Origin of the sequence: Amycolatopsis sp. NBC_00438 (genome assembly GCF_036026695.1) — a bacterium.
Taxonomy (GTDB): Bacteria; Actinomycetota; Actinomycetes; order Mycobacteriales; family Pseudonocardiaceae; genus Amycolatopsis.
The window spans coordinates 10,131,490-10,146,065 of the sequence record NZ_CP107923.1 but is presented as its reverse complement, the minus strand read 5'-3'; the positions used below and the strand labels follow the sequence as shown (position 1 = coordinate 10,146,065).

The 14,576-nt window shown below is 71.7% G+C and carries 12 protein-coding genes; 8 read left to right on the top strand and 4 right to left on the bottom strand.

The features are described 5' to 3' along the window. Positions 1-30 precede the first annotated feature (30 nt). From OG494_RS46990 to OG494_RS46955, 8 genes are all read left to right on the top strand, one after another. Positions 31-1,293, top strand: coding sequence for an activator-dependent family glycosyltransferase (locus OG494_RS46990; RefSeq protein WP_328450129.1), 1,263 nt, complete (start codon positions 31-33; stop codon positions 1,291-1,293). 100 nt (positions 1,294-1,393) lie between these two features. Further along, the gene (locus OG494_RS46985; protein WP_328450127.1) at positions 1,394-2,626 is read left to right on the top strand and encodes an activator-dependent family glycosyltransferase; all 1,233 of its coding nucleotides are present in this window, start codon (positions 1,394-1,396) and stop codon (positions 2,624-2,626) included. Between the two features lie 12 nt (positions 2,627-2,638). Further along, complete coding sequence (locus OG494_RS46980; RefSeq protein WP_328450125.1) at positions 2,639-3,973, top strand: activator-dependent family glycosyltransferase; 1,335 nt, start codon at positions 2,639-2,641, stop codon at positions 3,971-3,973. Further along, complete coding sequence (locus OG494_RS46975; protein WP_328450123.1) at positions 3,973-5,208, top strand: nucleotide disphospho-sugar-binding domain-containing protein; 1,236 nt, start codon at positions 3,973-3,975, stop codon at positions 5,206-5,208. The genes OG494_RS46980 and OG494_RS46975 overlap by 1 nt, the downstream gene beginning before the upstream one ends. A 5-nt stretch (positions 5,209-5,213) precedes the next feature. Next, positions 5,214-6,428 (top strand): nucleotide disphospho-sugar-binding domain-containing protein, encoded by a 1,215-nt coding sequence (locus OG494_RS46970; RefSeq protein WP_328450121.1) that lies wholly within the window; start codon positions 5,214-5,216, stop codon positions 6,426-6,428. A 64-nt stretch (positions 6,429-6,492) separates the two neighbouring features. Then, on the top strand, positions 6,493-7,755 hold the full coding sequence (locus OG494_RS46965; protein ID WP_328450119.1) for a nucleotide disphospho-sugar-binding domain-containing protein: 1,263 nt from the start codon (positions 6,493-6,495) through the stop codon (positions 7,753-7,755). Then, on the top strand, positions 7,752-8,969 hold the full coding sequence (locus OG494_RS46960) for a nucleotide disphospho-sugar-binding domain-containing protein (RefSeq protein ID WP_328450117.1): 1,218 nt from the start codon (positions 7,752-7,754) through the stop codon (positions 8,967-8,969). The genes OG494_RS46965 and OG494_RS46960 overlap by 4 nt, the downstream gene beginning before the upstream one ends. Beyond that, positions 8,966-10,210: a nucleotide disphospho-sugar-binding domain-containing protein gene (locus tag OG494_RS46955; RefSeq protein ID WP_328450115.1), complete on the top strand. Its 1,245-nt coding sequence runs from the start codon at positions 8,966-8,968 to the stop codon at positions 10,208-10,210. Before OG494_RS46960 ends, OG494_RS46955 begins: the two co-directional genes overlap by 4 nt. Before the next feature lie 84 nt (positions 10,211-10,294). Here the strand turns inward: OG494_RS46955 and OG494_RS46950 are convergent, their stop codons facing one another. From OG494_RS46950 to OG494_RS46935, 4 genes are read right to left on the bottom strand one after another with little or no spacing between them, the layout of a single operon-like run. Beyond that, entirely contained in the window at positions 10,295-10,909 is a 615-nt protein-coding gene (locus OG494_RS46950; protein WP_328450113.1) for a hypothetical protein, read from the bottom strand. A gap of 26 nt (positions 10,910-10,935) precedes the next feature. Next, complete coding sequence (locus tag OG494_RS46945) at positions 10,936-11,949, bottom strand: hypothetical protein (RefSeq protein WP_328450111.1); 1,014 nt, start codon at positions 11,947-11,949, stop codon at positions 10,936-10,938. Beyond that, positions 11,946-13,472, bottom strand: a complete 1,527-nt coding sequence (locus tag OG494_RS46940) for an aromatic amino acid ammonia-lyase (protein WP_328450109.1) — start codon at positions 13,470-13,472, stop codon at positions 11,946-11,948. The genes OG494_RS46945 and OG494_RS46940 overlap by 4 nt, the downstream gene beginning before the upstream one ends. Next, on the bottom strand, positions 13,469-14,575 hold the full coding sequence (locus tag OG494_RS46935) for an AMP-binding protein (RefSeq protein ID WP_328450107.1): 1,107 nt from the start codon (positions 14,573-14,575) through the stop codon (positions 13,469-13,471). The genes OG494_RS46940 and OG494_RS46935 overlap by 4 nt, the downstream gene beginning before the upstream one ends. Position 14,576: the final 1 nt, after the last annotated feature.

Sequence of the window (14,576 nt, the reverse complement as noted above, 5' to 3'; positions counted from 1 at the left end):
AGCCGCGGCAGACCCGGAAAAGGAGGAGTAGTGCGGGTTTTGTTCACCGTCAGCCCGGGGACGACCGTGTTCAACAGCATGGTGCCGCTGGCCTGGGCGCTGCGCACCGCCGGGCACGACGTGCGCGTCGCGAGCCAGCCCGCGTTCGCCGACGAGATCACCCAGGCCGGGCTCACCGCCGTGCCGCTCGGGCGTGACCTCGGCATCCCGCGACTGCTGCTGGCCATGGGCATGGACAGCGCCGCCCTCGAAGAGGCGCGCCGCGGTCTGCCGGACCCGTACGCCGTGCTGGACGAGCCGGACTCGACCGACTGGGACCGCGCCCACCGCGCGTTCACCGAGGTCGCCGAGGGCGCGCGGTTCGAGACGTTCGCGATCATGTCGGCGCTCGTCGGGTTCGTCCGCGACTGGGAACCGGACCTCGTCGTGTGGGAGCCGTTCACCCCGGCCGGCGCGATCGCGGCCAAGGCGTGCGGCGCCGCCCACGCCCGGCTGCTCTACGGCGTCGACGTCTACGCCTTTGCGCGTCAACACTTCCTGAGCATCCGCAACGGCCGGAACGACCCTCTCGCGGACTGGCTCGGCGGGTACGCGCGCAAGTACGGCGCGGAGTTCAGCGAGGACATGACGGTCGGCCAGTTCACCATCGACCAGATCCCGGCGAGCCTGCAGACCGAGTCCGACCTGCACTACCTGCGCACGCCCTACATCCCGTACGGCGGCGCGGCGGTCGTCCCGCGCTGGCTGCAGCTGCCGCCGCAACGCCCGCGCGTCGCCCTCACCATGGGCCTGAGCGCCACCGGCTACTTCTCCGGGTACACGGTGAACGTGCAGGACATCCTGGACTCCCTCGCCGACCTGGACATCGAGCTGGTGGCGACGGTCGCCGAGGCCGAGCAGGCGAAATTGGCGCGGATCCCTGACAACGCGCGGCTCGTGCCGTACGTGGCCTTGCACGCGCTCGCCCCGACGTGCACGGCGGCGATCACGCACGCCGGTTTCGGCACGCTGACGGCGTTCGCGCCCTACGGCGTCCCGCAGCTGACGTTGCCGTTCCACTTCGACGAGCCGACGCTCGGCCACCGCCTCGCCGCCCAGGGCGCCGGCCTCAACCTCGACCCGACGCAGGTCACGGGCGCGAACGTCCGCGAAGGCGTCCTGCGCCTGCTCACCGAGCCGAGCTTCACCACGGCGGCCCGCCGCCTCCAAACCGAGATCCGCGCCTTACCCAGCCCCAACGACCTGGTCCCCGAGATCGAAGCCCTGACCGCCAAGCACCGCACCCGCCACTGACCAAAGCGCCACTTTCCCTAGGAAAGTGTTCCGGAGTTACGACCTCCGGATCACTTTCCTAGGGAAAGTGGCGGATCTGACACGAACGGAGGAAAGGCCCGTGCGCGTTCTGTTCGCGGTCAACCCGGAGAAGAGCACCTTCCTGTACCTCGTGCCGATGGCGTGGGCGCTGCGCACCGCCGGGCACGAGGTGCGGGTGGCGAGCCAGCCCGGGTTCGCCGACGTCATCACCCAGGCCGGGCTCACCGCCGTCCCGGTCGGGCGGGACGTCGACAAGTGGCGCGGCACCGAGCCCGAGCTGCTGGAACAGTCGCGCGCCGGGCTCCCCTCGCCGTGGGACGTCCTCGACGGAAACGAGGACGATCTCGTCGAGAAGCAGGAGCACGCCGTCGCGTCGATCCACCGGCCGGACAACGTGCCGATGCTCGCCGGGCTCGTCGAATTCGCCCAGGCCTGGCAGCCGGACCTCGTGATCTGGGAGCCGTTCTGCCTCGCCGGGCCGATCGCGGCCAAGGCGTGCGGGGCGGCGCACGCGCGGATGCTGTTCAGCGTCGACGTCTTCGGCCTGACCCGCGAACACTTCCGGAAGGCGAAGCAGGACAAGGACCCGCTGGCCGATTGGCTCGGCGCGTACGGCCGCAAGTACGGTTTCGCCTTCACCGAGGACATGACCACCGGGCACTTCACGATCGACCAGTTCCCGGCGAGCCTGCAGGAGAACGCCGACCTCGACTACGTCCGCACGCAGTACGTCCCGTACGGCGGCCCGGCCGTGATCCCGGGCTGGCTCAAGCGCCCGCCGGAACGCCCCCGCATCGGCCTCACTCTCGGCCTGACCGCGACGGAGATCTTCACCGGCTACACCGTCCCACTGCGGGACGTGCTCACCGAACTGTCCACTTTGGACGTCGAGGTGGTCGCGACCGTCGCCGAGGCCGAGCAGGAGAAGCTCGGGACGCTGCCGGACAACGTCCGCGTCGTGTCGTACGTCCCGTGGCACGCGCTGGTGCCGACCTGCGCGGCGATCGTGCACCACGCCGGCGCGGCGACGCTGCTGACGACGTCGCGTTACCCGGTGCCGCAGCTGGCCGTGCACTACCACTTCGACCAGCCGATCCTCGGCCGCAAGCTCGCCGAGCACGGTGCCGGGCTCGCGCTGCACACCACCGAGGCGACCGGCACGGCCGTCCGCGACGCCGTGCAGCGGCTGCTCACCGAGCCGGAGTTCCGCCGCCGGGCCGTCGCGCTGCGCGGCGAAGTGCTCTCCGCCCCCAGCCCGAACGACCTGGTGCCGCGGCTGGAAGAACTGACCGCCCGGCACCGCACCCGCTAGGAGACGACGACCATGCGTGTTCTGTTCACCGACACCCCCGAGCCGACGACGTTCATGCCGATGGCCCCGCTGGCCTGGGCGTTGCGCACGGCCGGGCACGAGGTCCGCTTCGCCGCGGCGCCCCACTTCGCCGAGACGATCACCCAGGCCGGGCTGACGGCCGTCCCGGTCGGCCGCGACGTCGACATGTACCGCCGCCTCGACGCCGTGATGGGCGCACTCGAACACAACGCGGAGCTGAAGGCCGAGTTCGAGGGCGTCTCCGACGAAGACGCCCTGGAGCTGCTGAAACTCGAGTCCGGGATGCCCGCGCCCTACGACGTCGCCGAGTTCCCCGAGCGCGCCGACTGGGAGAAGATGCTGCCCGCCTACGCGGGCGCGGTGTGGACCGACCACAAGCCCGAGAACTTCCCGATGATCGCCGGGCTCGTCGAGTTCGCCCGCGCGTGGGAGCCGGACCTGGTGCTGTGGGAGCCGTCGACCTACGCGGGCGCGATCGCGGCCAAGGCCTGCGGCGCGGCCCATGGACGTCTTCTGGGAAGGCTCGACGCGTTCGGCGTCACCCGCTCGCACTATGTGAAACTCCTGGCGCAGCAGCCGGAAGACCAGCGCTACGACCCGTTCGCCGACTGGTACGAGGGCTACTGCGAGCGCTACGGCTTCGAGTTCTCCGAGGACATGGTCACCGGCCAGTTCAGCGTCGACCAATTCCCCGGCTCGCTGCGGATGGCCGCCGACGACGTCGACTACCTGCCGATGCAGCACGTTCCTTACGGCGGCCCGGCGTCGGTGCCGCACTGGCTGTGGGCGGCCCCGACCCGCCCGCGCGTCGCCCTCACGCTGGGCAGCACCGCCGCCATCCGCTTCGACGGCTACACCGTGGACGTCCAGGACGTCCTCACCGCGCTCGGCGACCTCGACATCGAGGTGATCGCCACGGTCGCCGACAACGTCCGCGGCCGGCTCACCGCCGTGCCGCGCAACACCCGGATCGTGCCGTACGCGCCGCTGCACGCCCTCGCGCCGACCTGCGACGTCGTGATCAACCACGCCGGCGCCGGCACCTACCTGGCCGTCGCGCTGCACGGCGTCCCGCAGCTGACCCTGCCGTGGGACCTCGACGAGCCGGAGCTGGCCCGCCGCGCCACCGCGCACGGGTCGGCGTTGATGATCCGCGGCGACCACGCGACCGGTAAGGACGTCGCCGACGGCGTCGCCCGGCTGCTCACCGAGCCGCGGTTCCGCGCACGGGCCGTCGACCTGCGGGACGAGATGCTCGCGCTACCCTCGCCCAACGACGTCGCCGGGCAGCTGGAAGAGCTGACCGTGAAGTTCCGGACGCGCTGATGAAGGTCCTGTTCACCGTCATCGCCGAGCGGACCATCTTCTGCTCGATGGTCCCGCTGGCCTGGGCGCTGCGGACGGCCGGGCACGAGGTGCGCGTGGCCTGCCAGCCGGCGTTCGCTTCCGTGGTGACCCAGGCCGGGCTGACGGCCGTCCCGGTCGGGCGCGACGCGACGATCTGGCGGATGGAGAGCCTCGACCCGGCCCTGCTGGAGCAGGCGCGGGCCGGCCTGCCGAGCCCGTGGCGGGTGGTCGAGGACCCCGCGAACCCCGACTGGGAAGACCTGCGCGAGGGCCACCGCGTCGCCGTCGACGAGGGCCACAAGCTGGAGAACTTCCCGCTGATCGGCGGCCTCGCCGAGTTCGCCCGGGCGTGGGAGCCGGACCTGGTGATCTGGGAGCCGCTGACCTACGCCGGCCCGATCGCCGCGAAGGCGTGCGGCGCCGCGCACGCCCGGCTGCTCTGGAGCCTCGACGTCTTCGGCGCGACCCGCGAGATCTACCGGCGGACGGCGAACGGCGCCCCCGAGGATCCGCTCGCGGACTGGCTCGGCGGTTACGGCCGCAAGTACGGCTTCGAGTTCACCGAGGACATGACGACCGGGCAGTTCAGCATCGACCAGGTGCCGCCGTCGATCGGCCTGCGTGCGAGCGACCTCGACTACCGGCCGATGCAGTACGTCCCCTACGGCGGCCCGGCCGCCACCCCGGACTGGCTGCCCACCCAGCGCCCGCGCATCGGCCTCACCCTGGGCACCACCGCGACCGAGCAGTTCGGCGGCTACGTCGTCGATGTCGCGGACACCCTCGCCGAGCTGTCCACTTTGGACGTCGAGGTGGTCGCGACGGTCAAGGATCCCGCGTTCCCGATCCCGGACAACGCGCGCGTCGTGCCTTTCGTCCCCCTGGACGCCCTGGCCCCGACCTGCGACGTCGTGATCGACCACGCCGGGCCGGGCACGTTCCTCACGGTGGCCCGCCACGGCGTCCCGCAGCTGACGGTCCCGTGGGACTTCGACGAGCCCGAGCTGGCCCGCCGCGCGGCCGCGCAGGGCGGGTCGCTCACGATCCGCGGCGACCGCGCGACCGGCGTCCGGATCCGCGAGGGCGTCGAACGGCTCCTGGCCGAACCCTCGTTCAGGACTCGCGCCACGGACCTGCGTGACGAGCTGCGCGGCCTGCCGTCCCCCAACGACGTCGCCGAGGAGATCGAAGCCCTCGTCGAGAAGAACCGGTGAGGCCGATGCGCGTCCTGTTCGCCACCTACCCCGAGTCCACGGTGTTCCAGCCGATGGTGCCGCTGGCCTGGGCGTTGCGCACGGCCGGGCACGAGGTCCGCGTCGCCGCGCCCCCGGTTTTCGCCGACACGATCACCGCGGCCGGGCTCACCGCCGTCCCGGTCGGCCGGGAGCGCACGAACACCTGGCGGCGGCTGCTCTCCCTGGATCCCGCCGAAGCCGAGGCGGACCGGGCGGGCCTGCCGTCGCCGTACGACGCCGCGTTGCGCCCGGTGGGCGTCGAGGAGATGCGAGCCGGGTACGAGCGGATGATCGAGCACGGCCACAAGCTGAACAACTTCGCGCTCGTCCCCGGGCTCGTCGAGTTCGCCCGCGCGTGGCAGCCCGACCTGGTGATCTGGGAAGCCACGACGTACGCCGGCGCGATCGCGGCCAAGGCGTGCGGCGCGGCCCACGCGCGGTTCCTGTGGAGCCTCGACGTCTTCGGCGTGACGCGCGAACGCTTCCTCGCCCACTCCCCGGAGTCCGACCCGCTGAAGGACTGGCTCAGCGGGTACGGCCGCAAGTACGGCTTCGACTTCGACGAAAGCCTGGTCACCGGCGAGTACACGCTCGACGCGCTGCCCGCGTCCCTGCGCCTCGACGCCGATCTCGACTACCGGTCGATGCAGTACGTCCCCTACAACGGCCCGTCGACGGTCCCGGACTGGCTGCAACGCCCCCGCGACCGCCCCCGGATCGGCCTCACCCTGGGCACGTCGGCCACGGAGCAGTTCGCCGGGTACACCGTGAGCGTCAAGGACATCCTGGCCGAGTTGTCCACTGTGGACGCCGAGGTGGTCGCCACCGTCGCCGAAGACCTGGGCCCGGTCGACGCCCGGGTGGTGCCCTTCGTGCCGCTCGACGTCCTGGCCCCGACCTGCGACGTCGTCATCAACCACGCCGGCCCCGGCACCTTCCTGACCGTCGCCCGCCACGGCGTCCCGCAGCTGACCGTGCCGTGGACGTTCGACGAGCCCGCGCTCGCCGCCCGCGCGGCCGACCAGGGCGGCTCGCTCACCTTGCCCGGCGACCAGGCCACCCCCACGGCCATCCGGGAGCACGTCCTGCAGCTGCTGACCGAACCGGAGTTCCGCGACCGCGCCGCCGCGCTGCGCAAGGAGATCCGGGCCCTGCCCACCCCCAACGAGCTAGCCCACGAACTCCGCACCCGGTCGTGAGTGGTTAGGGCGGTTCTAACCGCCCTAACCACTCACGACCGGCACCGCACGAAAGGTAAGCCCGATGCGCATCCTGTTCACCACCGCCAACCAGGGCAGCATGTTCCAGCCGATGGTGCCGCTGGCCTGGGCCCTGCGCACGGCCGGGCACGAGGTCGTCGTCGCCACGCAGCCCGACTTCGTCGAGGAGGTGACGCAGGCCGGGCTCACTGCGGTCCCGGCGGGTCGCCAAGTCGACCCGCGCCGGCTGCTCGTGGCCATGCAGGTCACCGAGGACATGCTCGAGGAGGCCCGCGAAGGCCTGCACCCGCCGTACGACGCCGTCGAAGACCCGTCGAGCGCCGACTGGGACAGCATGCTCACCGGCTACGTCGACGACGTCGAGCGCTGCCGCTACGAGATCTTCTCCATGATCGGCGGGCTCGTCGAGTTCGCCAAGTCGTGGCAGCCGGACCTGGTCATCTGGGAGCCGTTCACCTACGCCGGAGCCATCGCCGCCAAGGCGTGCGGCGCTGCGCACGCGCGTCTGCTGTTCGGCGCCGACGTCTACGGCCGCGCCCGCGAGATCTTCCGCGGTTTCGGCCAGGCCGAAGACCCGCTGGCCAAGTGGTTCGCTTCCTACGGCCGCAAGTACGGCTTCGAGTTCACCGAGGACCTGATCACCGGCGACTTCACGATCGACCCGATGCCGGCCAGCCTGCAGTGCGAGGCCGACCTCAACTACCTGCACATGCGCAACGTCCCGTACGGCGGCGTCGCGATCGCGCCGTGGTGGCTGGAGATCAAGCCCGAGAAGCCGCGCGTCGCGCTCACCATGGGCCTCACCGCGACCGGGCACTTCGCCGGCTACACCATCGACATCCAGGACGTCCTCGACGCGCTCGCCGACTTCGACGTCGAGCTGTACGCGACGGTGCCGGAGGACGAGCAGGAGAAGCTGCGCAGCATCCCGGAGAACGCGCTGCTGATGCCGTACATCCCGCTGCACGCGCTCGCGTCGACGTGCTCGGTCGCGATCAACCACGCCGGCGTCGGCACGCTCTCGACGTTCGCGCTGCACGGCGTCCCGCAGCTGACCCTGCCGTACCACTTCGACGAGCCGCTGATCGGCCGCCGGTTCGCGGCGACCGGCGCCGGGCTGAACATGCACGGCATCCCGATCGACGCGGGCACGATCCGCACAAACGTCCTGCGGCTGCTGGAAGAACCGTCGTTCACCGAGGGGGCGGCGCGGCTGCGCGACGAGATGCACGCGCTGCCGACGCCGAACCAGCTGGTCGGCGAGCTGGAAGCGCTGACCGTCAAGCACCGCGGCGGTGCCTCGTGAAGGTCCTGTTCTGCGCCTTGCCGCAGCTGACGCACTTCTACGCGACGGTCCCACTGGCCTGGGCGCTGCGCACGGCCGGGCACGAAGTCCGGTACGCGACCTCGCCCGACTTCGCCGAAGCCGTGACGGACGCCGGGCTCACCGCCGTCCCGGTCGGCCCGGCCGACGCCGAGGACGACGAGGAGATCGCCGAGGAGGCCCCGGCCGGGCTGCCCGCGCCGTACGACCTCGCGGAGTCGGGCTCGGACTGGACCGACGGGCACGCCGAGGCGTTCGACGCGATGGTCACCTACGCCTTCGGCGAGTTCAACGCGCCGATCCTCGACGACCTGGTCGCGTTCGCCCGCTCCTGGCAGCCGGATCTGGTGCTGTGGGAGCCGTTCACCTACGCGGGCGCGTTCGCCGCGGCGGCCTGCGGCGCGGCGCACGGCCGGGTGCTGTTCGGCACCGATTTCCTCGGCGTCACGCACGAGTGGATCCACACGCACGTCCCGGACGACCGGCTCACCGGGTGGCTCACTTCGACGACCGACCGCCTCGGCGTCTCCTACACCGATGACCTGCGCTCCGGGCACTTCACCGTCGACCAGCTGCCGTCACCACTGCGGTTGTCTTCACCGGAGCTGGAGTACGTCCCGGCGCGGTACGTCGCCTACGGCGGCCCGGCGGAAGTTCCCGCCTGGCTGCGGGAAACCCCGGCACGCCCGCGGATCGCGGTCACCCTGGGCACCTCGGCGACGCTCGAGTACGGCGGCTACACCGTGCAGGTGACCGACCTGCTCGCCGCGTTGTCCACAATGGACGTCGAGGTGGTGGCGACGGTCGACGGGCCGGTGCCGGACAACGTGCGGGCGGTGCCGTACGTGCCGCTCGACGCCCTGGCCCCGACCTGCGCGGCGGCCATCCACCACGGCGGGTTCGGCACACTGCTGACGTTCGCCCGCCACGGCGTCCCCCAGCTGACCCTGCCGCACGACTTCGACGCGCCGCTGCTGGGCCGCAAGCTCGCGGCCCAGGGCGCCGGGCTGACGGTCGACCCGGCCCAGGCCGGCGGCCGCCGGATCCGGTGGAGCGTCGAACAGCTGCTGCGCAACGACGGCATCCAGTCCGCCGCGGCCGGGCTGGCCGGCGAGATCGCGGCGATGCCGAGCCCCAACGACGTCGTCGCCCGGCTCGAGGAACTGACCACGAAACACCGCGGAGGCCGGCTGTGAAGGTCCTGTGCTGCGTCCTGCCCCAGCTGACGCACTTCTACGCGCTGGCGCCGCTCGCGTGGGCGCTGCGCACGGCCGGGCACGAGGTCCGGGTGGCGAGCACGCCGGGGTTCACCGACGCGATCACCCGCGCCGGCCTCACCGCCGTCCCGCTCGGCCACGACCCGGAACCCGACCCCGAGGACGACACACCCGAGGCGCAGGAGGCGCGCGACGCGTTGCGGCGCGGCTTGCCGAAGCCGTACGACCTCGCGGAGTTCACGCCGACGCCGGCCGACTGGACCGACGAGCGCGCCGAGGCGTTCGAGATGATGGTGACGTACGCGTTCGGCGAGGACAACGAGCCGCTGCTGGACGGCGCGGTCGAGTTCGCCCGCGCGTGGCGGCCGGACCTGGTGCTGTGGGAGCCGTTCACCTACAGCGGCGCCCTCGCGGCCCACGCGTGCGGCGCCGCGCACGGCCGGGTGCTGTTCGGCACGGACTTCCTGGGCGTCACGCACGACTGGATCCGTCGCTTCACCGCCACCGACCGCCTCACCGGGTGGCTCACCGAAACGGCGGCGCGCCACGGCCTCCCGTACGAGGACCACTTGCGCGCCGGGCACTTCACCCTGGACCCGCTCCCGCCGAGCCTCGCGGTCTCCCTGGACGCGATCCCGGTTCGCTACACCCCGTACGGCGGCGCGGCGGTGGTCCCACCCTGGGTGACGCAGCCGCTCTCCCGCCCGCGAGTGGCGTTGACACTGGGCACGTCGGCGACGGAGTACTCGGGTTACACGGTGAACGTCCGCGACATCCTGGCCGCGTTGTCCACAATGGACATCGAGGTGGTGGCGACGATCGCCGATCCTGAGTCACTGGGCCCGATCCCGTCGAACGCGCGAGTGGTCCCGTACGTCCCCTTGGACGCCCTGGCGGCCACGTGCACGGCGGCGATCCACCACGGCGGTTTCGGCACCCTGGCGACGTTCTCCCGCCACGGCGTCCCGCAGCTGACGCTCCCGTACGACTTCGACGCGCCGCTGCTGGCCCGCAAGCTGGAAGAGCAGGGCACCGGCCTCACAGTCCACTCGGACGACGCAACGGGCCCAGCGGTCCGCGACGCGCTACAACGACTCCTCACCGAACCGACGTTCCGCACCCAAGCCCAGGCGCTACGCGCCGAAATCGAGGCCCAGCCGGGCCCGAACGACGTCGTCACCCAGCTGGAGCAGCTCACCCGCAAGCACCAGCTCACCTGACCCCGTAAAGCCGTGAAGGCCTCCTTACCGGCTCTTATGGCCGGTAAGGAGGCCTTGACGGCTTTGAACGGAGCCGCGGGAGGATCAGTTGTACTGCAGCGCGTCCAGGCCGATCGCGAGGCCGAGGGCCAGACGGCGGTCGATCTCCTCGTCGTCCAGGCGCAGCAGGTAGTTGTCCGACAGCCGCGCGGTCTTCTCCAGCGCGCCCACGACCTGGTCCTCGCCGCGGGTGAGGTCGAAGTGGTACTTCCAGAAGAACGGGACCTCGACGTCACCCGGCCACGGGACGAGTTTCCAGATCCGGCGGAACGCCGCCATGCCCTGGCTGCGCTCGCTGACCGTCAGGCGGTCACGGCCGTCCTGGTCGAGCACCCAGGTCGAGCGGTAGAACGACTTGCCGAACTTCTTGCCGAACAGGCCGAGCACCTCTTCGTCGCCGTCCGTCCCCAGCACCTGGTACGCGCTGGACAGCTCTTCCACCTTGTGGGAACGGAACTTCGCGAGCACCGTCTCCTTGCTCTCGTCGGTGTAGAACGTCGCGTGTTCCTTGAACGTGAGGCGTTTCTCTTCGATGAACGCGACCAGCTCACCCGGCTGGCCCTGGCCGTCGTCCGCGTACACGTGGTAGCGGATGACCATCAGCTTCTGCTTCTGCCGGATGTGGAACCGATCGTGCTTCTGCAGCTGGTGAATTTCCATGGGTCCCCCGTAAGCGGTCTAACCGATCATGGTTGCTCGATGCTAGCGCGGCCACCCCCGGCGAGCTGAACCGCGGGAACGGCGTACCGGCGCGCGATCTCGTGGAACACGTCCTTCGGTTCCCAGCGGTCCAGGTTGTCGGGATCGATCTTCACCACGCTGAACGACGCCATGTCCAGGTCCCGCAACGGATCCGCGAAGTGCGGGTAGTCGCGCAGCGCGAACGTGTAGACGAACGCGCCGTGGACGTCGTTGCGCGAGTAGACGTCGATCATGTCGCCGACGTAGGCGGCCTGCACGCGCTCGCTGCGGATGTTGCCCTTGCGGATCTTGGGCGGCACTGACAGCCAGTTGACGATCTTGAACGATCCCGGCCCGCGTTGCGCGCCGCCGACGTAGGCCCCGCAGCCGAACTCCGTGATGAGCAGCGGTTTCCCGGCGCGCGCGAGCCGTTGTTTCAACTGCACCTCGAACTGCGCGGAGTTCGACGCCGTGCGGTACAGGTTCACTCCCGCGTAGTCGAAGCCGGACCAGTCGACGTCCTCCCACGACGCCGCCGCGTAGGTGACCGGGCCGCCGAACACCGGCTTGACGCGGCCCAGCGCCCGCGCCAGCAGCCGGTTCACCTTGCGGTTGATCCGCTTTTCGAAGCGCCGCCGCCAGTGGATGGTGACGAGCAGCCGCATCGCCTCCGGCCGGCCGGGGATCATCCCGGCCAGGTGCAGGGAGAACTCGCAGCCGACGACCAGGTTGACCCGGCCGGGGAAGCCGCGCCGCAGCTGTTCCGCGGCCAGCGCGGCGACCTCGAGGGTGCGCAGCACCTTGCGCCGCCCGATGTCCACCGGGTGCGGCTCGATCCAGACGTCGAGGCCCGCCGTCAGGGCGTTGTGCGCCGCGGTGAACAGCTTCGGCAGGTCCATCCCGATCAGGATGACGTCGGTGCAGTGCAGCTGCTCCCGGATCGCCCGCAGGTCGTGCGCGGCGACCTCTTCGCTCACCTCGTCGACCTGCAACGAGATTCCCTTGACCCGCAGGCTCATCCCGCGTCGCCGTTGGCCAGCGCGTCGGTGGCGTAGCGGTTGAGCAGGTCGCGCGCGGCGCGCACTTCGGCCGCCATCGGCCGGTCCTCGGCCAGCGGCGGGGAGATCCCGGCGAGCTCGGCCCAGATCCCGCCGTCGGCCGGCGGCGCGTCGGTCATCACGGCCAGCTGCGCGACGCCGAGGGCGAGCGAGCCGATCACCAGCCAGCCCAGCTCCAGGGCTTCGGCCACGGAGTTGGCACCGTTGAGCGCCATCGGGACGTGGTCCTGGTTCCAGCCGTTGGTCGGCAGCGTCGTCAGCGACGACGGGTAGACCAGCTGCCGGATCCGCGACACGAACGACGTCGCGCTGATGTGCACGCCGGCGAGGCCGCAGCCACGGCCGGCGCGCGGGGTCAGCATCGGCGGCAGGTCGCCGTTGGTGGCCGGGGACAGCAACAGGCCCAGCTGCCGTTCGGCCAGGTAGACCGCCATGTGCAGGGCTAGCCCGGTCTGGTCGGAAGCGAGCCCGACCGGCATCGCGTGGAAGTTGCCGCCGTGCAGCAACCGGCCTTCGAAGGTGATCGGGTTGTCCTGGCAGCCGTCGACCTCCAGGGCCAGCACGTTGCCGACGTTGTCGAGCTGGTCGAGCACCGCGCCGAGCACCTGCGGCGCGCACCGCAGGCTGTAGGGCTCCTGCAGCGGGCGTTTCGGGTCGCGGGTCTGGGCCTCGGGCAGCTCACGCCGGATCCACTCGGCCGCGGTGAGCTGGCCGAGCTGGCCGCGCGCGATGCCGTGCCCGGCGTCGTAGTGCTCCGGGTTGGCACCCAGCAGCTTCGCGAGCCGGCCGGTCAGCATCGCGGCAGCCTGGACCAGCCGCAGCGACGACTGGTGGTTGACGATCGACTGGGCGAGGCTCGCGCCGGTGCCGTTGACGAACGCCAGCGCTTCCCGCACCGGCCAGTCGACCGGCTCGTGGCCCAGCGCGGCCAGCGCGTCCTTCGCGGGCACCGTGATCCACCGGCCGCCGCCGTCGCGGCGCCACGCCCGGCCCTGCCCGCCGAACGCCAGCGCGGCGTGCGCGAGCGGCTGCAGGTCACCGCTGGCGCTGACCGTGCCGTGGCGCGGGATCACCGGAGTGAAGCCCTTGTTCCACAGGTCGGCGAGGATCTGCCAGAACCGCGGCGTGACGGCGGAGTAGCCCTTGCGCATGTTCTGGATCCGCAGCCAGAGGATCAACCGCGAGACGTCCGGCGAGAGCGGCGCGCCCTGGCCGGTGCCGAGGTGGGAGATGAGCGAACTGCCCTGCTCCATCTCGGAGTCGGCGTCGAACACCACCAGCGGCCCGAAGCCCTGGGTGAGCCCGTACACCGGCTTGTCGGCGGTGAGGTGCTCCTCGATGGTGCGCGCGCTCGCCCGCATCCGGGCGATGTCCGCGTCGTCGCACGGGTCGATCTTCGCGTCCCAGTCGGCGCTCCAGACGATCTCGCTCAGGTACATGGAACTGGTCAGCTCGCGGCCCTGGCTTTCGGCGATCGGTGTCACCTCGCTGCGACCTCCTCGTCGGGTGTGGTGGGGGCGGGAACGTGCCGCAGCTTGCCCAGGGCGGACCGGTCGATCCGGGGCACGACGTGCAGCTTGCGCGGCCGGACGCCCAGGCGGGCGAACGCGGCCGCGAAGTCGAGGTCGGCGACCTCGGTGCCGGGCGCGAGGGCGACGAGCAGCTCGACGTGCTCGCCGATCTTCGGGTCGGTGACCGGCAGCAGCGCCAGGTCGGCGCAGTCGAGCACGGCCCGCAGGGCGTACTCGGCGTCGTCGAGGTTGATCCGGCGGCCGTTGACCTTGACCAGGCGCCCGGCCCGGCCGGCGTGCCGGAACGAGCGCGCGCCGAGCGGCACGACCCGGTCGTCGGCCTCCCAGGACGCCGGCTCCGGCTCGCCGGGCCGGAACGCCAGCCGCGGGCTGGTGACGGCCAGCGGCACCTCGGCGCCCGGCGTCACCGGACCCGCGAACCCGACGTCGGGGAACAGCTGCCACTCCGGGGGCTCGCCTTCGCGCCAGCTGCGCGTCGCGATGCCGCCCGCTTCCGTGGAGCCGAGCACCTCGACCAGCAGGGCCCGCTCCGGGCCGAGCTCGCGCAGCAGGTCGCCCGCGGTGGCCGGCAGCATGGCGCCGCCGTAGAGCACGGTGAGGTGGTCGAGCCCGCGCACCCAGTCCAGGTGGCGCAGCAGCAGCTCGAAGATCCACGGCGTCGCCATCACCGCCGGGCGGCCGCCGATGTCGGGCAGGGTGCCGTAGAAGCCGTCGCGGTACCACGCGGGCACGCCGAGGCGGGCCGGGACGAGCACCGTGGCGAGCGCGCCGAACAGGTGGACCGGCGGCACGAACGAGACGACGGCGTCCGGCCGGCCGGGCGCCACCAGGTCGGCGAGCATCCCCGCCTCGGCCCACACCTTCGGCCCGTACCGCCGCCACTGCCGGCGCGGGCCGGTGGTGCCCGAGGTGTGGAAGTCGACGACGGCGGGCAGCGCGTCCGGCCCGATCGCCGGCTCGCGGTCCCACCGGACGTGCCAGGCGCGCCCGGTCACCTCCGGCGCCGCGAACCCGGGCGCGAGCAGCTCGCGCGGGGTCAGCTCCGCGTATCCCATC